Origin of the sequence: Bacterioplanoides sp. SCSIO 12839, from assembly GCF_024397975.1 — a bacterium.
In the GTDB taxonomy this organism is placed as follows: domain Bacteria; phylum Pseudomonadota; class Gammaproteobacteria; order Pseudomonadales; family Oceanobacteraceae; genus Bacterioplanoides.
Genome location: NZ_CP073745.1, coordinates 2,288,328 through 2,314,313, shown reverse-complemented (window position 1 = coordinate 2,314,313; position 25,986 = coordinate 2,288,328). Strand labels below are relative to the sequence as shown.

22 protein-coding genes are annotated in these 25,986 nt (G+C 49.0%); 15 read left to right on the top strand and 7 right to left on the bottom strand.

The window, feature by feature from the left end; all coding sequences use genetic code 11:
* Positions 1 to 1,560 carry an FGGY-family carbohydrate kinase gene (locus KFF03_RS10650; RefSeq protein WP_370647405.1) on the top strand — a complete coding sequence of 520 codons (1,560 nt, stop codon included), beginning with the start codon at positions 1 to 3 and terminating at the stop codon, positions 1,558 to 1,560.
* A 30-nt stretch (positions 1,561 to 1,590) separates the two neighbouring features.
* On the opposite strand, the gene KFF03_RS10645 is transcribed toward KFF03_RS10650, so the two are convergent.
* The gene (locus tag KFF03_RS10645) at positions 1,591 to 2,838 is read right to left on the bottom strand and encodes an EAL and HDOD domain-containing protein (RefSeq protein ID WP_255856876.1); all 1,248 of its coding nucleotides are present in this window, start codon (positions 2,836 to 2,838) and stop codon (positions 1,591 to 1,593) included.
* A gap of 103 nt (positions 2,839 to 2,941) precedes the next feature.
* Here KFF03_RS10645 and KFF03_RS10640 point away from each other — a divergent pair, with 103 nt between their 5' ends.
* Positions 2,942 to 3,889 (top strand): chemotaxis protein CheV, encoded by a 948-nt coding sequence (locus KFF03_RS10640; RefSeq protein WP_255856875.1) that lies wholly within the window; start codon positions 2,942 to 2,944, stop codon positions 3,887 to 3,889.
* Positions 3,890 to 4,024: 135 nt separating this feature from the next.
* Here the strand turns inward: KFF03_RS10640 and KFF03_RS10635 are convergent, their stop codons facing one another.
* Positions 4,025 to 7,063 (bottom strand): hypothetical protein, encoded by a 3,039-nt coding sequence (locus tag KFF03_RS10635; RefSeq protein WP_255856874.1) that lies wholly within the window; start codon positions 7,061 to 7,063, stop codon positions 4,025 to 4,027.
* A gap of 272 nt (positions 7,064 to 7,335) precedes the next feature.
* Here KFF03_RS10635 and KFF03_RS10630 point away from each other — a divergent pair, with 272 nt between their 5' ends.
* Positions 7,336 to 8,142 (top strand): MOSC domain-containing protein, encoded by an 807-nt coding sequence (locus tag KFF03_RS10630; protein WP_255856873.1) that lies wholly within the window; start codon positions 7,336 to 7,338, stop codon positions 8,140 to 8,142.
* A 10-nt stretch (positions 8,143 to 8,152) separates the two neighbouring features.
* Here the strand turns inward: KFF03_RS10630 and KFF03_RS10625 are convergent, their stop codons facing one another.
* Positions 8,153 to 8,728, bottom strand: coding sequence for a hypothetical protein (locus KFF03_RS10625; RefSeq protein WP_255856872.1), 576 nt, complete (start codon positions 8,726 to 8,728; stop codon positions 8,153 to 8,155).
* Between the two features lie 183 nt (positions 8,729 to 8,911).
* Positions 8,912 to 10,192, bottom strand: coding sequence for a citrate synthase (gltA, locus tag KFF03_RS10620; protein ID WP_255856871.1), 1,281 nt, complete (start codon positions 10,190 to 10,192; stop codon positions 8,912 to 8,914).
* A 373-nt stretch (positions 10,193 to 10,565) separates the two neighbouring features.
* Here gltA and sdhC point away from each other — a divergent pair, with 373 nt between their 5' ends.
* The 9 genes from sdhC (at position 10,566) to sucD (ending at position 21,799) form a co-directional block, all read left to right on the top strand.
* Positions 10,566 to 10,940 carry a succinate dehydrogenase, cytochrome b556 subunit gene (gene sdhC, locus KFF03_RS10615; RefSeq protein ID WP_255856870.1) on the top strand — a complete coding sequence of 125 codons (375 nt, stop codon included), beginning with the start codon at positions 10,566 to 10,568 and terminating at the stop codon, positions 10,938 to 10,940.
* Positions 10,934 to 11,281 (top strand): succinate dehydrogenase, hydrophobic membrane anchor protein, encoded by a 348-nt coding sequence (sdhD, locus tag KFF03_RS10610; RefSeq protein WP_255856868.1) that lies wholly within the window; start codon positions 10,934 to 10,936, stop codon positions 11,279 to 11,281. The genes sdhC and sdhD overlap by 7 nt, the downstream gene beginning before the upstream one ends.
* A 3-nt stretch (positions 11,282 to 11,284) precedes the next feature.
* A complete protein-coding gene (sdhA, locus tag KFF03_RS10605) occupies positions 11,285 to 13,057 on the top strand; it encodes a succinate dehydrogenase flavoprotein subunit (protein ID WP_255856867.1) in 1,773 nt (590 codons plus the stop codon).
* 13 nt (positions 13,058 to 13,070) lie between these two features.
* Positions 13,071 to 13,781 (top strand): succinate dehydrogenase iron-sulfur subunit, encoded by a 711-nt coding sequence (locus KFF03_RS10600; RefSeq protein ID WP_255856866.1) that lies wholly within the window; start codon positions 13,071 to 13,073, stop codon positions 13,779 to 13,781.
* 276 nt (positions 13,782 to 14,057) lie between these two features.
* The gene (locus tag KFF03_RS10595; RefSeq protein ID WP_255856865.1) at positions 14,058 to 16,895 is read left to right on the top strand and encodes a 2-oxoglutarate dehydrogenase E1 component; all 2,838 of its coding nucleotides are present in this window, start codon (positions 14,058 to 14,060) and stop codon (positions 16,893 to 16,895) included.
* Between the two features lie 27 nt (positions 16,896 to 16,922).
* Positions 16,923 to 18,137, top strand: a complete 1,215-nt coding sequence (odhB, locus tag KFF03_RS10590) for a 2-oxoglutarate dehydrogenase complex dihydrolipoyllysine-residue succinyltransferase (protein ID WP_255856864.1) — start codon at positions 16,923 to 16,925, stop codon at positions 18,135 to 18,137.
* A 26-nt stretch (positions 18,138 to 18,163) separates the two neighbouring features.
* The gene (gene lpdA / locus KFF03_RS10585) at positions 18,164 to 19,606 is read left to right on the top strand and encodes a dihydrolipoyl dehydrogenase (RefSeq protein ID WP_255856863.1); all 1,443 of its coding nucleotides are present in this window, start codon (positions 18,164 to 18,166) and stop codon (positions 19,604 to 19,606) included.
* A 153-nt stretch (positions 19,607 to 19,759) separates the two neighbouring features.
* Complete coding sequence (gene sucC / locus KFF03_RS10580; RefSeq protein WP_255856862.1) at positions 19,760 to 20,923, top strand: ADP-forming succinate--CoA ligase subunit beta; 1,164 nt, start codon at positions 19,760 to 19,762, stop codon at positions 20,921 to 20,923.
* A 3-nt stretch (positions 20,924 to 20,926) separates the two neighbouring features.
* Entirely contained in the window at positions 20,927 to 21,799 is an 873-nt protein-coding gene (sucD, locus tag KFF03_RS10575) for a succinate--CoA ligase subunit alpha (protein ID WP_255856861.1), read from the top strand.
* A gap of 276 nt (positions 21,800 to 22,075) precedes the next feature.
* Here the strand turns inward: sucD and KFF03_RS10570 are convergent, their stop codons facing one another.
* Positions 22,076 to 22,354 carry a hypothetical protein gene (locus tag KFF03_RS10570; protein ID WP_255856860.1) on the bottom strand — a complete coding sequence of 93 codons (279 nt, stop codon included), beginning with the start codon at positions 22,352 to 22,354 and terminating at the stop codon, positions 22,076 to 22,078.
* Between the two features lie 72 nt (positions 22,355 to 22,426).
* On the opposite strand from KFF03_RS10570, the gene greB reads away from it, so the two are divergent.
* Together greB and KFF03_RS10560 are read left to right on the top strand one after the other, a co-directional pair.
* A complete protein-coding gene (greB, locus tag KFF03_RS10565; RefSeq protein ID WP_255856859.1) occupies positions 22,427 to 22,981 on the top strand; it encodes a transcription elongation factor GreB in 555 nt (184 codons plus the stop codon).
* A 60-nt stretch (positions 22,982 to 23,041) separates the two neighbouring features.
* Positions 23,042 to 23,569 carry a hypothetical protein gene (locus KFF03_RS10560; RefSeq protein WP_255856858.1) on the top strand — a complete coding sequence of 176 codons (528 nt, stop codon included), beginning with the start codon at positions 23,042 to 23,044 and terminating at the stop codon, positions 23,567 to 23,569.
* 69 nt (positions 23,570 to 23,638) lie between these two features.
* Here the strand turns inward: KFF03_RS10560 and ttcA are convergent, their stop codons facing one another.
* Positions 23,639 to 24,577: a tRNA 2-thiocytidine(32) synthetase TtcA gene (gene ttcA, locus KFF03_RS10555; RefSeq protein ID WP_255856857.1), complete on the bottom strand. Its 939-nt coding sequence runs from the start codon at positions 24,575 to 24,577 to the stop codon at positions 23,639 to 23,641.
* 94 nt (positions 24,578 to 24,671) lie between these two features.
* Complete coding sequence (locus KFF03_RS10550; protein WP_370647478.1) at positions 24,672 to 25,235, bottom strand: peptidylprolyl isomerase; 564 nt, start codon at positions 25,233 to 25,235, stop codon at positions 24,672 to 24,674.
* 183 nt (positions 25,236 to 25,418) lie between these two features.
* Between KFF03_RS10550 and KFF03_RS10545 the strand changes: the two genes are divergently transcribed.
* Complete coding sequence (locus tag KFF03_RS10545) at positions 25,419 to 25,886, top strand: SUF system Fe-S cluster assembly regulator (RefSeq protein ID WP_255856856.1); 468 nt, start codon at positions 25,419 to 25,421, stop codon at positions 25,884 to 25,886.
* Positions 25,887 to 25,986: the final 100 nt, after the last annotated feature.

The window sequence follows — 25,986 nt, the reverse complement described above, 5'->3', positions numbered from 1 at the left end:
GTGAACGAGCAACCCTATTTATTATCCATTGATAACGGTACGCAAAGCGTGCGGGTCCTGGCATTTGATGACCAGGGTAATGAAGTTGCTAAGAGCAAAGTGAACCTGGAGGCGTATATTTCGGATCACCCGGGCTGGGCTGAGCAACAACCGGAATATTACTGGCAATCACTGGCGAAAGCGTTTGATGGTTTGTGGGCGACCGGGAAAATTACCCCGGATCAGGTTCGCGGTGTGGCGCTGACAACCCAGCGTTATACCATGATTAATCTGGATGAAAATAAACAGCCTCTACGCCGTGCAATCGTCTGGATGGATCAGCGTAAAGCAGAGCCGGAGGAACCACTGCGTGGTCCGCTGGGTTTTGTTATTAAAATGCTGGGACTGAGCAATCTCATTAATGAAATGCGCTCGAAGGCACGTTGCAACTGGCTGGCTCAGAATGAACCGGATGTCTGGGCAAAAACCAGGCATTACGTTAATTTGTCAGCGTATTTAACCTACCAGTTAACCGGTGAATTAAAAGATTCAGCGGGCTCAATTGTTGGTTATTTACCTTACGACTACAAACGCCAGGACTGGGCGAAAAAGTCGGATTTAAAATGGAAGTTCATTTCCTGCACCCGCAGCATGATGCCGGAGCTGGTTAAGCCGGGCGAATTATTAGGTCATATTACTCCACAAGCCGCAGAGGTCACGGGTTTACCGGTTGGGTTGCCGATGATAGCGGCGGCATCCGATAAAGCTTGTGAGGTTTTGGGAGCTGGTGGTTCGGATCCTCATATCGGTTGTTTGAGTTACGGTACCACCGCGACCATTAACACCACCACACCTAAATATATTGAAACCATTCCGTTTATTCCGCCTTATACGGCGGCGATTCCCGGGCACTACAACACGGAAATGATGGTGTATCGCGGCTTCTGGATGGTGAGCTGGTTTAAAGAAGAATTTGCTCATTATGAACAGCGCAAAGCTCAGGAAATGGGCCTTGAAGCGGAACAATTGTTTGATGAGTTATTAAATCAGGTGCCTGCCGGTTCGATGGGGTTAATGATGCAACCCTACTGGTCTCCGGGTGTTCGTCAGCCGGGACCTGAAGGCAAAGGTTCATTGATTGGTTTTGGTGATGTTCATAAACGGGCTCATATTTATCGCGCTATTCTGGAAGGTTTAGCGTATGAATTACGCCAGGGTAAAGAGCAGATTGAAAAACGCAGTCGTGTGCCTATTACCCGTTTGAGAGTGTCTGGCGGCGGTTCTCAGAGTGATGCAGCGATGCAATTAACCGCTGATATTTTTGGCATGCCAGCGGAGCGGCCACATACCTATGAAGCATCTGGGCTGGGGGCTGCGATCAATTGCGCAGTGGGATTAGGTATTTACCCGGATTACCGCACCGCGATTGAAAAAATGACGCATAAAGGTGATGTGTTTGAGCCTCATTTCCCAACCGTTCGTTTATATGAGCGTTTGTATCGAGAGGTGTATCAAAAGATGTATAAGCGCATGAAGCCGCTGTATCAATCGATTCGCGAAATCACCGGCTACCCAAAATAAGATAACCGCTTGAAATCGGTTGTTCATTGTTCAAGGCTCTTTTAATAATTCACGAGAGTCCTGAATGGCTTTTTGAAAAGCGCTAACAACGACCTCAGGGCTTAGCCCTGAGGTTAAATGTTTGCGCCAGTCCTGATTCTTCCAATCGGCTTGTTCATTACCAATCGTCAGTTTCAGTAATTCACCGTATCGTCCTTGCTGGTGCAATAATGCCTGAGAGAGCTCCTCAGGCAGCTTTAATCGTTCGCAGACTTCCTGCATGGGCAAATCCATAAACGCATCAAGAACCGAAAATAACCCCAGTGTGAACGCTGTATTGATATCGAGTGGTGACTCAGAGTTTGCTTGCTCTATTTGCTGTTGTGCCAGGTGTTGCATCATTAAACCGCGAATCACTGCTTGTTCCCTGAGTGCCGCAGGCTTGTCACTGAGTTTACCCAGCGCTAATACATTGGCCCAGGTTTTAATCCGATTGATGCCAGCCAGCATGATTGCCTGAGAAATAGAGGTCACTTCATGGCGGATGCCGGTCGCTGCGGAGTTGATTAGTTGTAACAAGCGGAAGCTGAGTTGTGGCTCGGTTTGTAGCAGTTGGGTAATGTCTTCAATTTCGACATCCGGGTTACTGAGCGTGGTCAGAAGCTGCAATACAGTGAGTTTGTTATCCGGGATGCGTTTGCCGTACATCGGCATGGGTTTGGCAAAAAAGTAGCCCTGGAATAGCGTGCAGCCTGCCTCCCGGCATATTTCATATTCTTCGGGGGTTTCTACTTTTTCTGCCAGCCAGGTCAGCCCTGGGCGCTGATGTTGCTGAATTAACTCTGCCAGATCACCGGGTTGATTTAAGTGCATCAAATCGACTTTAACGATATCGACATAGGGTAATAATTCAACCTGATGAGGTTCTCCGATAAAGTCGTCGAGTGCGACCTGGTATTTCAGGCGCCTGAGTTTTTCGATGGCGCGAATGGTTTCTTCATCGGCGTGAATATATTCGAGTATCTCGGCCACCAGAATATTGGCTGAGACCATGGGGGGCTTAAATAACCAGTTGCGGGTGAAGTTAATAAACGCGGGCAAGCCACCGGTGACTTTTTCAAACCCCAGCTCCTGATAAGCGCCAATGACCACTTCGCTGGTGGCAAAATCTCCATTCTCTTCCTGCCACTGCTGATCATCTCTTGGCAATGGCCGGCATAATAACTCATAACCAATGATCTGCAGATTGTGATCAAGGATGGGTTGTCGTGCCAGCAACGGCAGCTCGGTCTCAGACATATTGTTATTCCTTTGGCCAATGCATTGAGTGTAGACGCAATTTCGGTGCGTTTTCACAGACCTTGTCTACACTTTGTAAAAGATTAGTTTTTCGGAGTGTCGTATGAGCGGTGTTCTCAGTGCCGTTGATGCCAGAACCAAATTGGTTGGGCAAAATCGTCTGGAATTATTGTTGTTTCATTTAGGTGGTACACAACAGTTCGCCATCAATGTCTTTAAAGTTCAGGAGGTGATGCGTTTGCCACCTCTGACGGAAATTCCGGATCGCCATCCGGTGGTGCGTGGTGTTACACACCTGCGCGGACAGACGGTGCCGGTGGTGGACTTGCGTAATGCGATTCAGATGGGGCCTCTGCGTACCCCGGATGAAGAAGCCACCATTATTGTGACGGAATACAATATGACCGTGCAGGCGTTTCTGGTGGGTGGTGTCGACCGTATTGTGAATATGAACTGGAGCGATATCCTGCCGCCACCGGGTGGTGCCGGACGCCAGCATTATCTGACGGCCATTACCCGCATTGAAGATCGTATTGTTGAAATTATCGACGTGGAAAAAGTCCTGGCTGAAATTGCGCCGTACAACACGCAATTATCGTCGGATGTGTATGACCAGGAATTGCTGGAGCGTATTAAAGGTAAGGACATTCTGATCGTTGATGATTCGGCAGTGGCGCTGCAACAAATGCGCAGTGTGCTGGAGCCAATGGGACTGAATATTGTGCAGGCGAATAACGGCCTGGAAGCGTATCAGTTATTAGCGCATTGGAAAGAAGAAGGACGGAATATCAATGAAGAATTGGTGATGATCATCACCGATGCCGAAATGCCGGAGATGGATGGTTATATGCTGACCACTGAAATCCGTCGTGATCCGGAATTAAAAGACACCTTTATTATTTTGCATACCTCATTGTCGGGTAACTTTAATAAGGCCATGGTGGAAAAAGTGGGTTGTAATGGCTTCTTATCGAAATTTGCACCAGAAGCCATGGCGAAAGAAACCCAGCGTTTAATGCGTGAGAAGCTGGGTATGCCACCACTGGAATAGTGCTGCTTTTTCCTTGTTATATCTGACCCCGCCCATTGAGCGGGGTTTTTTATGAGCGGGTTTTCATAGTCTAGCTCCCACGCTCTGCGTGGGAGCTAGACACTTAAATGAACAGCATTGCGTTGAGCATGTTCGTTAAAGCGCCCCCGACAGAATCAATCGATCTCCCGTCTCTGGGTTAACGGCAAATACCGCATCATGGTTCGGGTCAATCACCAGCAGCCTTGGTTCGATGGCGCTAGTATCCAATGTGAGAGAGGCCGGAATCAAAAAGCCAAGGCCATTGCCAACCATGGCGTTGTTATTAAACGCATCGCTATCATCCGACAGTACCGTACGATTACCAGTGTTTAAATCAACCGCAATAATGGCGCGCAGGCTCGTGTCCGTTACCAGTGCACGAATATTGTCCGGGTCGCGGTTATCCAGAATAATGGATTGTGGTGAGCTGAACTCAGCACCGCTGCCAACTTCGGCATTGCCATTGCTTGTGTCTTCATCATCCGAGAGTACCGTACGGTTGCCGCTGGCGACGTCTACGGCAATAACGGCATCCAGGCTGGAATCCACTACCAGTAATGCCAGATTATCCGGATCACGGTTATCCAACGTGATGGATTGTGGTGAGCGGAAGCCAATACCGGTGCCCACTTCGGCATTGCCATTGGATTCATCATCGTCATCGGAGAGTACGGTGCGGTCGCCGGTATTCAGGTCAACACTGACCACGGCATCAAGGTCTGCATCGGTAATAAATAATCTGGGATTGGCCGGGTCACTGCTGTCGAGGGCGATGGAGGTGGGAAAGTCTAATCCTGGGCCTGTGCCGACCTGAGCATTATTGTTGTTTGTGTCATCGTCGTCGGAGATGATGGTGCGGTCTCCGCTGTCTACATCCACGGCAATAACCGCATGTAGACCGGAATCTACCACCAGTAACCGAGGGTTATCCGGATCGCTGTTATCCAGCAAAATGGAATTCAAGTTGTTAAAGGCCGGGCCGTTGCCGACAGAAAGGCCGCCTGAATTAATGCCAAAGCCATCTAAGTCATCGTCCGATAACACACTGCGCTCACCCGTGTTCAGATTAACGGCATAAATGGCATTAGCAACGGAATCCACTACCACAGCTCTGGGGTTGGCCGGGTTACTGGTGTCTAAGGCAATGGACTGCGGTGTTGTAAACAAAACACCGCTGCCGGCATTGACCCCCAGCAGAGTACGATCGCCGTTGTTCAGATCAACCGCAACAACGCCGCCCAATACACCATCCAAAGCCAGTGCTCGTGGGTTTTCAGCGTCACTGGTGTCGAGCGTGATGGACTGCAGGCCTGCAAACCCAACCCCAGTGCCAACTTGAGCGTCGTTATTACTGCTATCTACCTCGTCAGACAATACAGTGCGATTACCAGTGTCCAGATCAACGGCAATGACGGCTTCCAGGGTTGAATCGACCACCAATGCTCTTGGACTCGACGGGTTACTGTTGTCCAGAGTGATCGACTGGATCCGTTCAAAGCCAACGCCGGAACCGACCATCAAATCCTGATTGGTGCTATCCACCGCGTCTGATAAGACACTGCGATTGCCGCTGGTTAAGTCGATGGCGATGATTGCATTCAGGTCTAAATCTGCGATCAGAGCGCGTGGGTTATCGGCATCCGTATTATCGACAGTGATGGAGGATGGGAAGCTGATGCCCGGGCCAGTGCCAACAACGGCATTGTTATTGGTTTCATCATTATCATCCGAGATAATGCTGCGGTCTCCGCTGGCCAGATCCACGGCCACAAGGGCGCTTAAGCCGCCATCCGCGATCAGTGCTCTTGGGCTGGCCGGATTGCTGCTATCAAAGGTAATGGAGCGCGGGTTATCAAGCCCGGGGCCGCTACCCACCATCAGGTTTTGGTTAGTGGTGTCATCGGCATTGGATAATATGGTGCGGTTGCCGTTGCTCAGATCAATGGCAATAACAGCATCTAGCACGGTATCAATCAACAATGCCCGGGGTGTAGTGGTGCTGGTGTCTAACGTAATGGATTCAGGAGCACTAAACTCCGGGCCACTGGCAGGGTTGGCACCATCAGTTAAAATGCTGCGGCTGCCATTGCTTAAATCCACTGCAATAATCTGTCTGTCAGACGCCGATTCAACCAGCAGTGCCCGTGGTGGTGTGGTACTGGTGTCGAGCGCGATGGATAGGGGGTTGTTTAACTCTGCTGGCACTGGCAAAACATTCACACTGCCGGTGCCAGAAACGGTGTCACCCTGGCTGTCGGTGTATTCAGCGCTCAGAGTATTGGTGCTAAGTGATACCAGGTTGCTGACTTCGATTGACCAACTGCCATCATCAGCAATGTCTTCAGCATCAAGGGTATAGATAATGGTAACGGCGGAGCCATCGGCTGTTTGTGTCAGTTGTACGCCGTTGCTGATGGTGCCGCTGATGTCATTAACCTTGCCAGTCACGGTCAGGCTGGTGCTGTCTAGTAACAGCTCACCTGTGGGTGAGGTGATCAATGAGAAAGATTGTGAGCCAAAGCCGGTTGTGACGGATGTTTCCACAATAGTCGCTAACGTGTCTGCGTCAGGAATATCGCTGATATTGGCCGCCGCCAGTAACTCGGTGATCGTGCTGCTGGTTAAGAAATCGCTTAATGGCTGGTCAAAATCAACGCCATTGGCCGCAATGTTAGTATCAACCAATGCTGCGGCGGTTTCTGCGGTAATAGCGATGCCATTGTTTAGGTTGCTGTCGTCATCCAACAAAAATAATAACGCCACCAGGTTGGTTGCGGCAGCATCCGGATCAACAGCATCCATTACCAGATCATTCAACGTAATAATAACAGCTGAATTTTCATTGGCTGCTGAGGCGCTGGCATCAGGTGACGATACATTAACGGTTGGTCGATTGGTGAAATTTTCGCTAAAGGTCAGACTGGCTAACAACACATCACCAATGGAAAGCTCGGTGGTACCCGGCACAAAAACAGGAATCACACCATTGTCGTCTGTTTGAATCGTACCTTCGACAGTTTGTTCGTTAGTATTACCAACTGAGCGGTAGGCAACACCTGAGAGATTTCCACTCAGAACCTGTGCTGTTAGCGATAGGGAAGGGTCGGGCGCTGAATTATCATCATTGTCTGTTACCGGATCGCTAACCGTCATATCGGTCACGTTATTGCTTGAGCTGCTGTCACTACAGGCCTGTAGAATAACGGTGATAAATATCAGGCTGAAGTAAGACAGGAGGGCCTTGATTCCATATCTTAAGAGCGTCTTCATCGCTTATACTCCGGAGGCTGTCGAGCCATTATTGTTTGAGTTACTGCTGTTTTCTGGAGTGTACCGAACAAAACTGGCTGATTTCTGAAGTGAGTGTGAGTTTCACATTTTTTGTCATATTCCTGATCTGATATACCTTGAAGTGGTTCTGCGTTATGCATATTTCCCAGTTGTTTATTTATCCCATTAAATCCTGTGCGCCGGTTCCGGTGGAGTCACTGGTGTTTGATCGGTTTGGCCCACAAGGAGATCGTCGTTTTATGCTGGTGGATGAGCGCGGGAAGTTTCTTTCTCAGCGTCAGTTGCCACAGATGGCCAATATTCAGCCGGACATTGTTTGGAATGAAGCGGGTCAGATGCAGGCAATTAATCTGAGCACTGAGACAGGGCAGTGTCAGGTTGAGCTGCAGTCATTATCTCAGCGGATTGAGGTGACGGTCTGGAAGGATTCATTGGAAGCACTGGACTGTGGGAATGAGGTGTCTGAATGGTTGTCAGGCTTTTTAGGGCGCCGCTGTCGCTTGGTGATGTTGCCTGAAGATAGTCAGCGTCAGGTGAGTTTGAAACGAGCAGAAGTCGGACGTTATGTCGGTTTTGCCGATGGTTATCCCTTGCTGGTGGTGAATCAGGCAAGCCTCGATTATTTCAGTGAAAAAATTGATCGCCCGATGGCAGTTGAGCGTTTTCGCCCGAACGTGGTTGTGTCCGGAGAGGAGCTTGTGGCCTTTTCAGAATTGAAATGGCAGCGCCTGAATTTATTGCAAGGAACGCTAAAGTTGGTAAAACCCTGTGAGCGCTGTGTTATTCCAACCCGAGACTTGCAAACTTTGGAGCGGGAAAAAGATGTGTTATCTGTTCTAAGAAAAGACTGCTTGGTCGATGGCAAAATGATTTTTGGTATCAATGCCATCGACTATGATGTTGAGAAGATGTGTGTGGGAGATGAGTTGGATATTGGCTGATTTTTGAACTTCAGAACAGTTCAATTTCGTCGTCGGTGCCAAAGGTTTCATCACCATCTTTTTCGAAATTGTGGTGATAAATTTCAAGCGCTTCAGCCACGGAATTGCCCGCCATAATGTGTTCAAACATCAGGCGTTCGGCTTCCATGGTGTAGTTGCCTTTGATGTGATTCTGTAAAGAGCGCCAGGATTCCGGCTGATAACGCTCTTTAGCATTCGCCATCAGGTGACCCATGCGCTCAAGGCTTTCTCCAACGTGCTCCAGTCGCTGAGTTAAGCGATCGTAAAACTGGAAAGCAATAACCGCCTGTTGAATTTCGCTGTTAACTTCCTGAGCAATGGGGGCAATATCCGAGTTGATTTTTTCGTGCTGGCTCAGCTCAAGAATTTTTTGAGTGTTATTGGCCATAGCGGTAAAGCTACTGGTCAATTGATCAACCGATTGGTTGCCTTCGTGAAGTGATGTGTCAATCTGGGCAATTGCTAAAGCCAGCATCGCCAGAGTTTCACCAATCTGGCTCCAGTCTGGCTCACCTTGTGCTGCGCTAGAAGATCCAACCAGAGTGTGGCGTTCTACAGAGCTCATAATCATTCCATCAGTTTTTACTGACTAAAGGATAGTTGAGTCTTGTCGCATAACAACGGTAATTACCTTATTTTTTGCAGGTATAAAAAAACCGCTGCTGTTTACGAACAGTAGCGGTTTTTTTAAAGTATCTAGCCTGATTCGTTATGACGTTTCAGGCAGATGGCTTTTACTTTGCAGATTTTACTTTGCAGGGTAGTCACGCTTCTGGTGGCCAGTGTACAGCTGACGCGGACGACCGATACGGTAGTCGCTGCTGATCATCTCGTTCCAGTGAGCGATCCAGCCTGGAGTACGGCCAGTCGCGAAAATCACGGTGAACATCTCAGTTGGGATACCAATCGCTTTCAGGATGATACCGGAGTAGAAATCTACATTCGGGTACAGACCACGTTTAACGAAGTATTCGTCTTCGGTAGCAATTTTCTCAAGCTTCATGGCGATCTTCAGCAGAGGATCGTTTTCCATGCCCAGCTCAGCCAGAACTTCGTCGCAGGTTTGTTTCATAACCTTGGCGCGAGGGTCGAAGTTTTTGTAAACACGGTGACCAAAGCCCATCAGGCGGAACGGATCGTTCTTGTCTTTCGCTTTTTCGATGAATTGGTCGATGTTGGACTCATCACCAATTTCATTCAGCATGTTCAGTACGGCTTCGTTAGCACCACCGTGAGCAGGTCCCCACAGTGCGGCAATACCAGAAGCGATACAAGCGAATGGGTTAGCACCGGTTGAACCAGCCAGGCGTACAGTCGACGTAGAAGCGTTTTGCTCGTGGTCAGCGTGCAGCAGGAAGATGCGGTCCATGGCTTTTGCCAGTACCGGGCTGATCTCTTTTTCTTCACATGGCGTGTTAAACATCATGTGTAGGAAGTTTTCGGAGTAGCTCAGATCGTTGCGCGGGAACATGAAAGGCTGGCCGATGGAGTATTTGTAAACCATAGCTGCCAATGTTGGCATTTTCGCAATTAAACGATGCGCAGAAATCATGCGGTGCGACTCATTAGAGATATCGGTTGAGTCGTGATAGAACGCAGATAAAGCACCCACAACACCACACATGATGGCCATTGGGTGAGCGTCACGGCGGAAGCCATTGAAGAAGTGGCTCAGTTGTTCGTGAACCATGGTGTGGTTCTTAATGGTGCTGACAAAAGTTTCTTTTTGCTCAGCGGTTGGCAGTTCGCCATGCAGTAACAGGTAGCAGGTTTCCAGGTAATCGGACTTCTCTGCTAATTGATCAATCGGATATCCGCGGTGCAGTAAAACGCCTTTGCCACCATCAATAAAGGTGATTTTAGATTCAGTGGCAGCGGTGGATACGAAGCCAGGGTCATAGGTGAACAGGCCTTTGCCGGTCAAACTACGGACGTCAACTACGTCAGGACCTAAAGTGCCTTCATATACCGGCAGCTCCAGAGTTTCCTCAACGCCATCAACTTTCAATGTTGCTTTTTTGTCAGCCATACTGGCCTCCTGGTTGTTCGAATTTAAACCTTATAAATAAGGCGTGACCTCAAAATAAAGGGCACAACTATAGGTTCTGAACTTCGTTTGTCAATTACCTAGCGGTCGGGTGTTACTCTCAGCAGGGTCTAGTATAGTTGCCAGCCCCTCGATAAGTATTACTACCATGGTCAAGTGGATTTGATATCCGGAGTCGTCAGGGTTTGTAAATCAATCGGCGGGTGACTATAATTTGTCGCAACCAGAAACTTGTACAATACCTGTACATGAAGATGGTTGTTTTCATAAGCCTGTGTTTTAGCCGGGGTTTTCTCCACCAATGTGTGTGAGAGTCTGCTCCCTAATGAAACCGAAATGAGAGTGTAGAAGAGCCGTGAATAGCAATAGACCTATAAATCTAGATCTGACTACTATGGAGCTCCCACTTCCTGCCAAGGCCTCCATCCTGCACCGTATTTCAGGTGTGATTCTGTTCGTTGCTGTGGCATTTATGCTGTGTGCTCTGGACGCATCTCTGGAATCTGCTGAAAGCTTCGCTGCTTTCACTGCTGCGTTTGATAATGGTCTGGTTAAGTTCATCACCTGGGGCATTTTGTCTGCACTGGGCTACCACTTTGTAGCGGGTATTAAACACCTGTTGATGGATATGGGAATTGGTGAAACCAAAGAAGGCGGTCGTACTGGTGCCATGATAACTCTGGTAGCTGGCGTGATCGTAATCGTTCTTGCGGGAGTTTGGGTATGGTAGCAAGTGTCACTAACTTAGGCCGTAGCGGCCTGTACGATTGGGTGGTGCAGCGTTTATCTGCCGTCATCCTTGCCCTTTACACTCTGTTTTTACTGGGCTTTCTGATTGCTTCCCCTGATTTGCAGTTTGCTCAATGGCAGGGTCTGTTTGCACAAACCTGGATGAAAGTATTTTCCATGGCGGCGCTGATTTCTTTGTGCGCGCACGCCTGGGTAGGTATGTGGACCATTTCAACGGATTACCTGAAAGCAGCCGGTATTCGTTTTGCTTTCCAACTGGTGTGTGCAGGCGCGTTGTTTGTATACCTGGTTTGGGGTATCGACATTCTGTGGGGTGTGTAAGTCATGTCTAAAATTAAAACCATGTCTTTCGATGCCATCGTAATTGGTGGTGGTGGTGCAGGCATGCGTGCTGCACTGCAATTAACTGAAGCGGGTATTAAAACTGCGTGTGTAACCAAAGTTTTCCCAACCCGTTCTCATACTGTATCCGCGCAGGGTGGTATTACCTGTGCAATCGCTTCTGCTGATCCAAACGATGATTGGCGCTGGCACATGTACGATACCGTCAAAGGTTCCGACTACATCGGTGACCAGGACGCGATCGAATACATGTGTTCTGTAGGCCCTCAGGCGGTATTCGAACTGGAACACATGGGTCTGCCTTTCTCTCGTTTTGAGAATGGCCGTATCTATCAGCGTCCTTTCGGTGGCCAGTCTAAAGGTCCTGATAATCCAACTCAGGCTGCCCGTACTTGTGCTGCGGCTGACCGTACCGGTCACGCGCTGTTGCACGCTCTGTATCAAGGCAACCTGAAAGGCGGTACTACCTTCCTGAATGAGTGGTATGCCGTAGACCTGGTGAAAAACGCAAAAGGTCAGGTGGCTGGTGTTATCGCCATTGATATCGAATCTGGCGAAACCGTTTACATCAAAGCCAAGGCTACCGTTCTGGCAACGGGTGGTGCGGGCCGTATTTATCAGTCGACTACCAATGCTCTGATTAACACTGGTGACGGTGTTGGCATGGCGCTGCGTGCCGGTGTTCCTATGCAGGACATGGAAATGTGGCAGTTCCACCCAACGGGTATTGCGGGTGCAGGTGTACTGGTAACCGAAGGTTGTCGTGGTGAAGGTGGTTACCTGATCAACAAAGACGGCGAACGCTTCATGGAGCGTTATGCGCCAAACGCCAAAGACTTAGCCGGTCGTGACGTTGTTGCCCGTTCTATGGTTCTGGAAATTCTGGAAGGCCGTGGTTGTGGTGAAGACGGCGATCACGTATTCCTGAAGCTGGATCACTTGGGTGAAGAAACCCTGAACGCTAAGCTGCCGGGTATTCTGGAATTATCCCGTACATTCGCTCACGCGGATCCAGTTAAGGTGCCAATCCCGGTTGTTCCAACCTGTCACTACATGATGGGTGGTGTACCAACCAATATTGGTGGTCAGGCGCTGACGCAAGACGAAAACGGCAACGATGTTGTGGTTGAAGGCCTGTATGCAGCGGGTGAGATTGCTTGTGTATCGGTTCACGGTGCTAACCGTCTGGGTGGTAACTCGCTGCTTGACCTGGTGGTATTTGGTCGTGCGGTTGGTCTGCAGGTTGAGAAGAGCTTTGATGAAGGCTTCGACTTTGTTGACCCAACGGATGAAGACATTGAGCGTGCAATGGCACGTCTGGATCGCCTGAATAACGCATCAACTGGTGAGAAAGTTGCGGAAGTTCGTGCTGATCTGCAAAAAACCATGCAGCTGTACTTCGGTGTATTCCGTGAAGGCGACAGCATGGAAAAAGGTCTGGCGATGCTTAACGAAATCGGTAAGCGCGTTAAGAACACGGTTCTGGATGATAAGAGTGGTCCGTTTAACACGGCTCGCATCGAAGCTCTGGAGCTGGATAACCTGTTTGAAACCGCTTACGCAACCGCTGTTGCTGCGATTGAGCGTAAAGAATCACGTGGTGCTCATGCTCGTAATGACTTCACTGAACGTGATGATGAGAACTGGCTGTGCCACTCTCTGTATTTCCCTGAAACCAAGACAATTGGCAAGCGTGATGTGAACTTCGCTCCGAAGACAGTTCCAGCGTTCCCGCCAAAAGTCCGTACTTATTAATAGGGAGTAAACCGTGTTAGTTAGTATTTATCGCTACAATCCTGAAAAAGATGAAGCGCCATACATGCAGGATTACGACATCGCAATTCCTGGTAACAAGGATCTGATGATTCTCGATGTATTGGCTCTGGTTAAAGAACAGGACCCAACGGTTGCTTACCGTCGCTCTTGTCGTGAGGGTGTGTGTGGTTCCGATGGTATGAACATCAATGGCAAAAACGGCCTCGCATGTATCACGCCAATCTCGGAAGCTACGAAAGGTAAGATGGACAAGTTGGTATTGCGTCCTCTGCCTGGTCTGCCGGTTATTCGTGACCTGGTGATCGACATGAGCATGTTCTATCAGCAGTTCGAGAAGATTCAACCATTCCTGCAGAACGATAAGCCGGCTCCGGCTATTGAGCGTCTGCAGTCACCGGAAGAGCGTGAAAAGCTGGACGGCCTGTACGAGTGTATTCTGTGTGCATGTTGTTCAACTGCGTGTCCTTCTTTCTGGTGGAATCCGGACAAGTTCGTTGGTCCTTCTGGCCTGTTACAGGCTTACCGCTTCCTGGCGGACAGCCGCGACACCAAAACTGACGAAAGATTGGCAGCTTTGAGTGATCCATTCAGCGTTTTCCGTTGCCGTGGAATCATGAATTGTGTCAATGTATGCCCGAAAGGTCTGAACCCGACCCGGGCTATTGGTCATATCCGCGACATGCTGTTAAGTCAGCAGTTGTAAGGGCTACCACAGACCGACCATGTGGTATTAGACGTAAGTTGGACTGGACACACAGTCCACTTACGTTAACATTTTTTCAAAAATAGCGCCCACAAAGCGCTATTTTTAACTAAGCTGGTTTTTAGTTGAGGGAACGGGGCATCCCCGGTTCAACTCAGAGGCATTACAACCTATCCGGTTGGTCCTTTCGCATATCGTTTTCAAGCGTAATGAGTCGGTACGTGCTTTCTGCAGGTGAATCCCTCGTTTTAAGTTAAAACAGGGTGGTCGTACAACATGCACGAGCAGACAATGGAGCAACTTTGGAGCACCTCGCAACTGGCAGGTGGCAACGTTGCTTACGTGGAAGAGCTCTTCGAAACCTATCTCCGCGATCCTAATGAAGTGCCAGAAGAATGGCGCAGTTATTTTGATCAACTTCCACGCGTTGACGAGAATACTTCCGTCGACACTCCTCACAAGCCCATTCGGGAACAATTTCTTCTAATCTCCAAAAATCAGGGTCGTTCACGTCCGGCATCGCAAGCCAGCGTCAGTTCCGATTTTGACCGTAAGCAGGTTCAGGTATTACAGCTGATCAACGCTTACCGGGGTCGTGGTCACCAGCACGCACAGCTGGATCCTCTGGCGTTGATGGAGCGTGAACAGGTTCCCGATCTGGATCTTCATTTTCATGGGCTTTCTCAGGCTGATATGGATACCAGCTTCCAGACAGGTTCGCTGTTTATTGGCCAGGAAGAAGCCTCTCTGAAAGAAATTATTGATGCTCTGGAATCAACCTACTGCGGTACTGTAGGCTCAGAGTACATGCATATCGTCAACACAGCAGAGCAGCGCTGGTTCCAGCAGCGTCTTGAGAGTGTTCGTGCACATCCTAAATTCGGTGACGAAGTTAAATTACATTTGCTGGAACGCCTGACTGCGGGTGAAGGTCTGGAAAAATATCTGGGTTCTCGTTACCCGGGTGTGAAGCGTTTTGGTCTGGAAGGCGGTGAAAGCTTAATTCCTCTGATGGATGAACTGATTCAGCGTTCCGGAACCTACGGTGCCAAAGAAATTGTTATCGGTATGGCGCACCGTGGTCGTTTGAATACCCTGATCAACACCCTGGGTAAAAAAACCTCCGATCTGTTCGACGAATTTGACGGCAAGACTACGTTTGAGTCTCACGGTGATGTGAAATACCACCAGGGCTTCTCATCAAACGTGATGACCTCTGGCGGCGAAGTGCATTTGGCATTGGCATTTAACCCATCTCACCTGGAGATTGTTTCTCCGGTAGTTGAGGGTTCTGTACGCGCACGTCAGGATCGTCGTGAAGACCAAACCGGTGAAAAAGTTGTTCCGGTATTGATTCATGGTGACTCGGCCTTCGCGGGTCAGGGCGTTGTGATGGAAACCTTCCAGTTATCACAGACTCGTGCTTATAAAACCGGCGGCACGATTCATATTGTGATTAACAACCAGGTGGGTTTCACTACCTCTCGTCGTGACGATAACCGCTCTACCGAATATTGCACCGATGTAGCAAAAATCGTTGAAGCACCGATTCTGCATGTGAACGGTGATGATCCGGAAGCGGTTTTGTTTGTGACTCAGCTGGCGGTTGATTACCGCAATGAGTTCAAAAAAGACATCGTGATTGACCTGGTGTGTTATCGCCGCCGCGGTCACAACGAGGCGGATGAACCATCCGGTACTCAGCCACTGATGTACTCTAAGATTAAGTCGCAAAAAACCACCCGTGATTTATACGCGACTAAGTTGATTGCTGAAGGTGTACTGGATCAGGCTCAGTCCAAGGATCTGGAAGAAGAATACCGTAATGCACTGGATAATGGCTTGCATGTTGCCAAAAGTCTGGTGAAAGAGCCGAATGAAGAGCTGTTTGTTGACTGGTCTCCTTATATCGGTCACGAATGGACGGCTAAAGCGGATACTTCGTTTGATCTGAAGCGAATGCAGGAACTGGCGACCAAGCAACTTGAAGTGCCAGACGGCTTTGCTGTGCAACGTCAGGTCAGCAAAATCCTTGAAGACCGTCGTAAGATGGCCGCTGGTGCGATGCCAATCAACTGGGGCTTCGCCGAAACCATGGCGTATGCGACGCTGCTGGATGAAGGCCACCAGGTACGTATGACGGGTCAGGACGTTGGTCGTGGTACCTTCTCTCACCGCCACGCGGTGCTGCACAATCAAAAAGATGGTGAAGCCTATACCCCATTGCGCAACCTGAAAGACGATCAGCCAGCGTTTGATCTTTACGACTCCACCCTGTCGGAAGAAGCAGTGCTGGCATTCGAATACGGCTATGCGACCACCACCCCAGGTGCATTGGTTATCTGGGAAGCTCAGTTTGGTGACTTCGCTAACGGTGCTCAGGTGGTATTCGACCAGTTTATTTCTTCTGGTGAGCACAAGTGGAGCCGCTTGTGTGGTTTGACCATGCTGTTGCCACACGGTTATGAAGGCCAGGGGCCTGAGCACTCCTCAGCTCGTTTAGAGCGTTATCTGCAGTTGTGTGCTGAACATAATGTTCAGATCTGTGTGCCGTCTACACCGGCGCAGGTGTATCACATGTTGCGTCGTCAGGTGATTCGCCCACTGCGTAAGCCATTGGTAGTCATGTCGCCTAAGAGCTTATTACGTCACAAGCTGGCAACCAGTACGCTGGAAGAGCTGGCTGATGGTCATTTTCAGACAGTTCTGGATGAAATTGATGAACTGGATCCGGCAAAGGTCAAGCGTGTCGCCATGTGTTCGGGCAAGGTTTATTACGACCTGTTAGAGCGTCGTCGTGCCGAAGGTATTGATGATGTGGCGATTGTTCGTATCGAACAGCTGTATCCGTTCCCGGCTGACGACCTGGGTGAAGTTCTGAAGAAGTTCACTAATATGGAAGAAGTGTTCTGGGTACAGGAAGAGCCAATGAACATGGGCGCTTGGTACAGCAGTCAGCATCATATGCGTCGTGCTGTCGCCGCTATTAAAAACACATTACATCTAGAATATGCAGGTCGTGATGCTTCGGCTTCACCCGCTGCTGGTTATATGGCGCTCCACCTGGAGCAACAAGAACAATTAATCCGTGATGCTTTAGGGCTTCAGGGCTAATCGCAGGAATACTAAGGAAAATTATCAATGAGCATCGAAATTAAGGCACCCACTTTTCCTGAATCTGTTGCCGACGGCACAGTAGCAACCTGGCACAAGCAGCCGGGTGAAGCGATCCAGCGAGATGAGCTGATTGTCGATATTGAAACTGACAAAGTTGTTTTAGAGGTGGTTGCACCGGCTAATGGTTCTCTGAAAAACATCCTGAAAGAAGAAGGGGATGTGGTTCTGAGTGATGAAGTATTGGCTGTATTTGTTGAAGGTGATGTAGCAGAAGCTGCTCCGGCAGCACCAGCTGCAGAAGAAGCGGCTGCTTCTGAATCCAGTGATGATGCGATTGCTGGTCCTGCTGCACGCAAACTGGCCGACGAAAAAGGCATTAACCTGGCGGATGTAAAAGGGACTGGCAAGGGTGGTCGTATTACGAAAGAAGACGTTCAGAACCATCTGAAGTCTGCTCCGGCGGCACCAGCAGCTCCGGCGCCAGCGGCACCAAAAGCAGCGGCTCCGGCTGCTCCGGCATTGAACCTGCCAGCGGGCGAGCGCATTGAAAAGCGCGTTCCAATGACGCGTCTGCGTGCCACCATTGCACGCCGTCTGGTTGAAGCGCAGCAAAACGCAGCCATGTTAACGACTTACAACGAAGTTAACATGAAGCCAGTCATGGAGCTGCGTGCTAAGTACAAAGATCGTTTCGAAAAAGCACACGGTGTAAAACTGGGCTTTATGTCGTTCTTCACTAAGGCGGCTACTGAAGCACTGAAACGCTTCCCGGCAGTGAACGCATCCATTGATGGTAATGACATGGTTTACCATGGTTATCAGGATATCGGTGTTGCGGTTTCCTCGGATCGTGGCTTAGTAGTTCCTGTATTGCGTGATACTGACGGTATGGGATTAGCCGAAATTGAAAGTACTATTGCGGATTTCGGTAAGCGTGCACGTGACGGTAAACTGGGCATTGAAGAAATGCAGGGTGGTACCTTCACGATTTCTAATGGTGGTATTTTTGGCTCTCTGATGTCGACGCCAATTCTGAACCCACCACAAACCGCTATTATGGGTATGCACAAAATCCAGGAGCGCCCAATGGCGGTTGATGGTGAAGTGGTTATCCTGCCTATGATGTATCTGGCGCTGTCTTATGATCACCGTATGATCGATGGCAAAGAAGCTGTGCAGTTCCTGGTAACCATCAAAGAGTTACTGGAAGATCCAGCTCGTCTGCTGTTAGACATTTAATCGGATAGTTTTTAAGGAATTTTTAAATGAGTAAAAAGTTTGATGTTGTTGTTATCGGTGGTGGTCCCGCCGGTTATGTAGCAGCTATCCGTTGTGCCCAGCTTGGCCTTGAAACTGCTTGTATCGACAAGTGGATTAACAAAGAAGGTAAGGCTGTATTTGGTGGAACTTGCCTGAATGTCGGCTGTATTCCATCCAAGGCGTTGCTGGATACGTCGCATAAGTATGAAGAAGCAAAAGAGAAATTCTCTTTGCATGGCATCAGTACTGGTGATGTCAGCATTAATATTGCTGACATGTTGCAGCGTAAAGATCAGATCGTTAAAAATCTGACCATGGGTGTTGCGACGCTTTTCAAAGCCAATGGCGTTACTCCGCTTGAAGGTACCGGTAAAGTCCTGGCGGGTAAAAAGGTTGAGTTCACTAATCATGCGGGTGTTACCGAAACGCTCGATACTGAGAACGTGATTATTGCTACCGGTTCCGTACCGGTTGATATCCCACCGGCTCCTAAGACGGATGACATCATTGTTGATTCAACCGGCGCGCTGGAATTCACCGAAGTACCTAAGCGCCTGGGTGTGATTGGTGCGGGTGTTATTGGTCTGGAATTAGGCAGTGTTTGGGGCCGTTTAGGTTCTGAGGTTGTGGTTCTGGAAGCCCAGGACAATTTCTTGCACCTGGTCGACCAGACGGTTGCCAAAGAAGCCAAGAAACTGTTCACCAAACAAGGCATGGATATTCGCGTAGGCGCGCGTGTCACCGGTTCTGAAGTCAAAGGCAGCGAAGTGACTGTTACTTTCCAGGACAGCGAAGGTGAAAAGTCTGAAACCTTCGATAAGCTGATTGTTGCTGTTGGTCGTCGTCCATACACCGAAGGTCTGCTGGCTGGCGATAGTGGTGTAAACCTGGATGAACGTGGCTTCATTTTCGTCAATGAACACTGTGCAACCGATGCTCCTGGCGTTTATGCCATTGGTGACGTGGTACGTGGTCCAATGCTGGCACACAAAGCTTCTGAAGAAGGTGTCATGGTTGCTGAGCGTATCGCTGGCCATAAAGCACAGCTGAACTATGACGTAATTCCATCTGTTATCTACACTCACCCTGAAATTGCCTGGGTAGGTAAGACTGAAGACGAATTGAAAGCCGCTGGAGAATCCTACAATGTAGGCATGTTCCCGTTCGCGGCGAATGGTCGTGCGATGGCGGCGGCAGATACCGATGGCTTTGTAAAAGTCGTTGCTGATGCTGAAACCGATCGTATTTTAGGTTGTAGCGTGATTGGCCCGAATGCCGGTGACCTGGTTCAGCAAATTGTTGTGGCAATGGAGTTTGGCTCTACGGCTGAAGACGTTGGCATGATGGTGTTTGCTCACCCAAGCATCTCGGAAGCGGTTCATGAAGCAGCATTAGCTGTCAATAACGCTGCGATTCATAAAGCGAATCGTAAACCGAAGAAAAAATAAACGATTAAAAATTAAGTATGGGCCCGGTGATCCGGGCCTTACTTTATACCCCTGTGATACTGAACTTTCAGTAACAACTGACACAATCGGGCTCAGGGTTAACTATGGCTACCGGGTCATCCCCGGTGAAATACAAGAAACAGGACGAAAGCGATGAACCTTCACGAATATCAGGGTAAACAGCTTTTTGCGCAGTACGGTCTGCCAGTATCGAAAGGTGTGGCAGCTAAGACTGCGGAAGAAGCTGTAGCAGCAGCTGACGAAATTGGCGGTGACAAGTGGGTTGTTAAAGCTCAGGTGCATGCCGGCGGTCGCGGTAAAGCGGGCGGTGTTAAGCTGGTTTCTTCTCGCGAAGAAATTAAAGAATTTGCAGAAAACTGGTTAGGTAAAAACCTGGTAACGTACCAGACAGATGAAAACGGCCAGCCTGTTAGCCGTATTCTGGTTGAAAGCCTGACCGATATCGCTGATGAACTGTACTTGGGTGCGGTTGTTGACCGTGCGACTCGTCGTGTTGTCTTTATGGCATCGACTGAAGGTGGTGTGGAAATTGAGAAAGTTGCAGAAGAAACACCAGAAAAAATTCTGAAAGCCGAAATTGACCCGTTAACCGGTGCACAGCCATATCAGGGCCGTGAGCTGGCGTTTAAGCTGGGCCTGAAAGGCGATCAGATCAAGCAGTTCACTAAAATCTTCATGGGCCTGGCACAATTGTTCCAGGATAAAGATTTAGCGCTGATCGAAATCAACCCTCTGGTGATTAAAGAAGACGGTGATCTGCACTGTCTGGACGCTAAGCTGGGTGTTGATGGTAACTCTCTGTACCGCCAGAAAGAAGTTGCTGCTATGAACGATCCTTCTCAGGAAGATGCTCGTGAAGCAGAAGCGGCTGAATGGGACCTGAACTACGTAGCGCTGGATGGCAACATCGGCTGTATGGTTAACGGTGCTGGCCTGGCAATGGGTACTATGGATATCGTTGCATTGCACGGTGGTTTCCCGGCTAACTTCCTGGACGTGGGTGGCGGTGCAACCAAAGAACGTGTTGCTCATGCATTCAAACTGATTTTGTCTGATGAAAAAGTGAAGTGTGTTCTGGTGAACATCTTCGGCGGTATCGTACGTTGTGACATGATCGCAGAAGGCATCATCGGTGCCGTTAAAGAAGTAGGTGTGAACGTTCCTGTGGTGGTTCGCCTGGAAGGTACTAACGCTGATCTGGGTAAACAGGTTCTGTCTGAATCTGGTCTGGATATTATCGCAGCAACCAGTCTGACTGACGCTGCAGAACAAGCGGTTAAGGCAGCGGGGAACTAAGACATGTCAGTTTTAATTAATAAAGACACCAAAGTTATCTGTCAGGGTTTCACTGGCGGTCAGGGTACTTTCCACTCTGAGCAAGCAATTGCTTATGGCACACAAATGGTTGGCGGTGTAACGCCAGGCAAAGGTGGCACTGAGCACCTGGGTTTACCAGTATTCAACACGGTTGCTGAAGCGGTTGAAGCCACTGGCGCAGACGCTTCTGTTATCTACGTACCAGCACCTTTCTGTAAGGATTCTATCCTGGAAGCTGCAAACGCAGGTATCAAGCTGATCGTATGTATCACTGAGCACATCCCGGTTCTGGATATGCTGGAATGTAAAGTGAAGTGTGATGAGCTGGGTGTGCGTTTGGTTGGTCCTAACTGCCCGGGCGTAATCACTCCGGGAGAATGTAAGATCGGTATTATGCCGGGTCACATTCACCTGCCTGGTAAAGTGGGTATCGTTTCCCGTTCCGGTACTCTGACTTATGAAGCGGTTAAGCAGACTACTGATTACGGCTTTGGCCAGTCTACCTGTGTTGGTATCGGTGGTGACCCAATCCCGGGTTCTAACTTTATCGACATTCTGGAGCTGTTCCAGAACGATCCGCAAACTGAAGCCATTGTTATGATTGGTGAAATTGGTGGTACTGCTGAAGAAGAAGCAGCAGCTTACATCAAAGCTAACGTAACCAAGCCAGTGGTTTCTTACATTGCTGGTGTTACCGCACCAAAAGGTAAGCGTATGGGTCACGCTGGTGCCATTATCTCTGGTGGTAAAGGTACTGCTGATGAGAAGTTTGCTGCTCTGGAAGACGCTGGTGTTAAAACTGTGCGCTCTCTGGCTCAGATCGGTGATGCACTGAAAGAAGTGACTGGCTGGTAAGTTACCTTCAGTCAATAAAAAACCGCCCTGTTGGATGACAGCAGGGCGGTTTTTTTATATCTGATATTGGAAGAAGAGGGTTCTTTTCTTCATGTTACTTTGCCAGTGGTGCAATCAGACCGGCAATGTCAGAACGGTAATACAAAAGCCAATCAACATAACACCGGCCAGACCACTGATGTAATTTTCCATTGTTTATCTCCTGTGTTCGGGTCAACACTCAAATAAGCACAAAGAGAATGTAAACGATCCAATTTATTTTGTAAATGATAATAATTACCATTTGGTGTTTGTTTTGTCAGGATCTGTTTCATCAATCACATGTTGCAGAAAGCGGGGCAGATGCTGGCGCAGCCGGGTTAAGGTCTGAGACACCGTAGTGAATCTCTTTCGTAGTAAAATCAGCCAGTTACGAAGCGGAGGTGCAACGCTGATCAATAATGAAAGCCCCATCAGGATACTGATCAGGCCTAGCGGGATGGGTAATGGAGTAATAATGATGCCTGCTATCAGCAACAGTATACCTAAGGCAAATTTTGCACTACGCTTGATCATTCTCTGAATTATATGAAATCAAAAAAGTACTCTCGCATGCATTTATTGCGATGCGATGACGGCCTCTGATGTATGACTGATACCACCAAAAAACCATTGCCCAAACGTAGCCTGTTGATCACTCCGGAAGGTGAGCAGCTGCTGCAACAGGAGCACGATTACCTTTGGCGTGAAGAACGTCCGCGCGTTACTCAGCAGGTGTCGGATGCCGCTAAGTTGGGGGATCGCTCCGAAAATGCCGAATATATCTATGGCAAAAAACGTTTGCGCCAGATTGATAGCCGGTTGCGGTTCTTACGCAAACGACTGGAAGCGCTGACGGTTGTTGATCGCAAGCCTGCCAATGCGGATAAGGTGTATTTTGGTGCCTGGATTGAACTGGAAGATGATGCTGAAGAGTTATACCGTTATCGAATTGTCGGTGAAGACGAGATCGACCTGAAACGGGGTTATATCAGTGTCGATGCACCGTTGGCGCGTGGGCTTATGGGCAAAGCGCTGGAGGAAGAGGTTGAGGTGATGCTACCTAAAGGACTGGAAACCTATTACGTCATCGCCATTGCCTACGACAAGCCCGCTTGGGACACCGGCGAACCACCAATGCATCGCTGGGCTGATAATCATTAAGCGCTCAGCGCAGCAGATGCTAGTCTTATTGGATGTATTATTTAATCGCAGGAAGCTCTGATGTGTAATCCTTTTATACGTAAAACAGTGATGCGTAACCCTCTGGTTTTGATGCTGCTACTGAGTCTGGCTGTGCCATTCTCATGGGCCGAGGATGCTGTTGGCGAAAATGCTGGGGGTGAAAAGGTTGATGGCGAGAATGAGGTGCTGAAAGCGGTTTATAAAATGCCGGTCTGGATGGATCAGGTACAGCGCATGTGTCCGTGGAAATCCAGTGACGGCGAAGGCTATATTCGTGTGATTCGTACTGAGCAGGCTGGTCGCCATCAATTGTATTTACAGTGGATACGCAAAGGCATTGCCGGTTCCCCAACCCAGGCGGTATCAACGGTTCAGGTTGAAGAGCTGGCGAAAGATCTGGCGGTAAAAATTGAAATGCCCAAACCCAGTCTTGAACCGGGTTTTTGTAAGCTGACCGCCCGGGCTGAAAATATCACCACCGAGCGGCGTTACGACATGACACTGCTGCTGAAAGGGCCGGGAAAATACAAGCTAAATACCACGACGTTGTTTAGTGGTACTTTATAAGGCGGTGCCACGTTGCTATTTAATAAGGCAGTGGCACATCAATAAGGCAGCGGTAGCTCAGCCTTAGTCTCAATCAATATTCACTACATCCAGCAAGGTCTGGCGTATTCCTAAATGGCTGCCTTGCTGCTGTTGCTCTAATTCACGGAAATTAAACAATTCACCATCGGCTAGCTGTGATGGTGCCACATTGCTGATGGCGGCAAAAATATTTTCACTGCGCCCCGGATGGGCTTTATCCCACTGCGCCAGCATGTGTTTGATGTTCTGACGCTGCAGGTTCTCCTGTGAGCCACATAGGTTGCAGGGAATAATCGGAAATTCCTTAGCTGTAGCAAATTTCTCAATATCGTTTTCTTTGCAATATGCCAGCGGGCGAATCAGCACATGCTTTTTGTCGTCGCTTAATAATTTGGGTGGCATGGCTTTGAGCTTGCCACCATGAAACATATTCAGGAACAGGGTTTCAATGATGTCATCGCGGTGATGGCCCAGTGCAATTTTATTGGCACCAATCTTCTCGGCAAAACCATACAGTGTGCCTCGGCGCAGGCGTGAGCATAAACCACAGGTGGTTTTGCCTTCCGGGATGATTTCTTTAACGACGCTGTAGGTGTCTTTTTCGACGATATGATAATCAACGCCAACGGAGTCGAGGTAGGCAGGCAGGATATGTTCCGGGAAGCCCGGTTGCTTCTGATCCATGTTTACTGCGACCAGGTCAAACTTAACCGGTGCGCTTTTCTGCAGGCTCATCAGAATGTCGAGCATGGTGTAAGAGTCTTTGCCGCCGGACAGACACACCATGATCTTATCGCCTTCTTCGATCATATTATAATCTTCGATGGCTTTACCGACATTGCGGCGCAAGCGCTTTTGCAACTTATTAAAGTTGGTTTTCTGCTTGCGCTCTTTTTCCGCATCGACCACGGCTGGCTGGCTATCCGCTGAGGCTGCTGAGCCAGTCGGGTCGAATGTGTTTGGATCAAACGTGGAAACGTCTTGCATAGGCCGGTAATGCTCCTGAAAAGACACGGGCTGAATTGACCGGGCTTTATATCAAAATCTGCTCATACAGGGAACATAGAAGCGGCCTGATTGCTTATTTGGCAGCTGCTTTTTCGCTTTCAAGCACCTTGATGGTCTTAACCACAATGGCTTCTACCGGCACGTCCCGCATGCCAGTCTGAGTGGTTGCAATGGCATCGACCACATCCATTCCCTTAGTGACCTGGCCAAACACAGCGTAACCGTAGTCACGGAAACCATGGTTCAGAAAGTCGTTGCTTTTCACGTTAATAAAAAACTGACTGGTTGCGCTGTCGACAGAATTGGTACGCGCCATCGCGATACTACCGCGTTGATTTAACAGGCCATTTTTTGCCTCGTTTTTAATCGGTGGCAGGGTGGCTTTCTGAATCATGTTTTCATCAAAACCACCGCCCTGAATCATAAAGTCACGAATCACGCGGTGAAAAATAGTGCCGTCGTAGTGCTTCGCTTCGATATAGGTCAGGAAGTTGTCAACGCTGATCGGAGCCTTGCTGCGGTTTAAAGACAGCTCAATATCACCACGGTTGGTTTCAATCACGACCGCGACCAGATCATCGTTGTTGGTTGGAGCGGCTGTTGTTGTCGCAGCTTCTTCTGCCTGTAACTGGGTCATCAGTAATGATGACATCAGAGTAAATAGCGCCAGTATTTTATTGGCTGTAGAGCGCATTCTGGATCTCTCCTTAAAGCATTGATTTTAAAGTCAGGAGCGCAACGCTAAAACATGGCGGCACATTTGTGAAGATGCTTCGTGTTATCATTCTGACTTTATTGCACGAATAAGACCTCAAAATACATGCTGAAAATTGGCAAATTAACCGATTATGGCGTGGTGGTGCTGGATCAACTGGCCCGCGCTGGCTCTGTGAAATTATCGACGGAGAATCTTGTGGATTCTACCGGTTTGCCGTTGCCAACCGTTCGCAAGGTGATGAAAGCACTGGCAGACAGTGGCCTGGTGATTGCCCAGCGCGGTTCAAAAGGTGGCTATCGTCTGGCGTTAGCGCCGTCACAAATCCGGATTCTGGATGTGGTTCAGGCATTTGAAGGGCCAGTCGCACTGACAGAGTGTAGTGTTGATAATCACCAATGTGATATTACCGCGCATTGTTCGCTTTCCAGCAGTTGGGGAGGCATCAATACACTGATGATGCGGGTTCTGGCGCGTGTAACCCTGGAAGATATCCGTAAGCCTGAAATGCAGGATCGACTCTACCGCGACCTGATTGATCAATCTGATCGAATTCAACTGATTAATCTCTAGCAGGTTGTTGAAAAACTACTTACGTTGCCATTACGGCGTTAAAAATCAGCTCAAAATGCTCATTTATTACTTATAAACTGCGCGTTTTCGCTGATTTTTG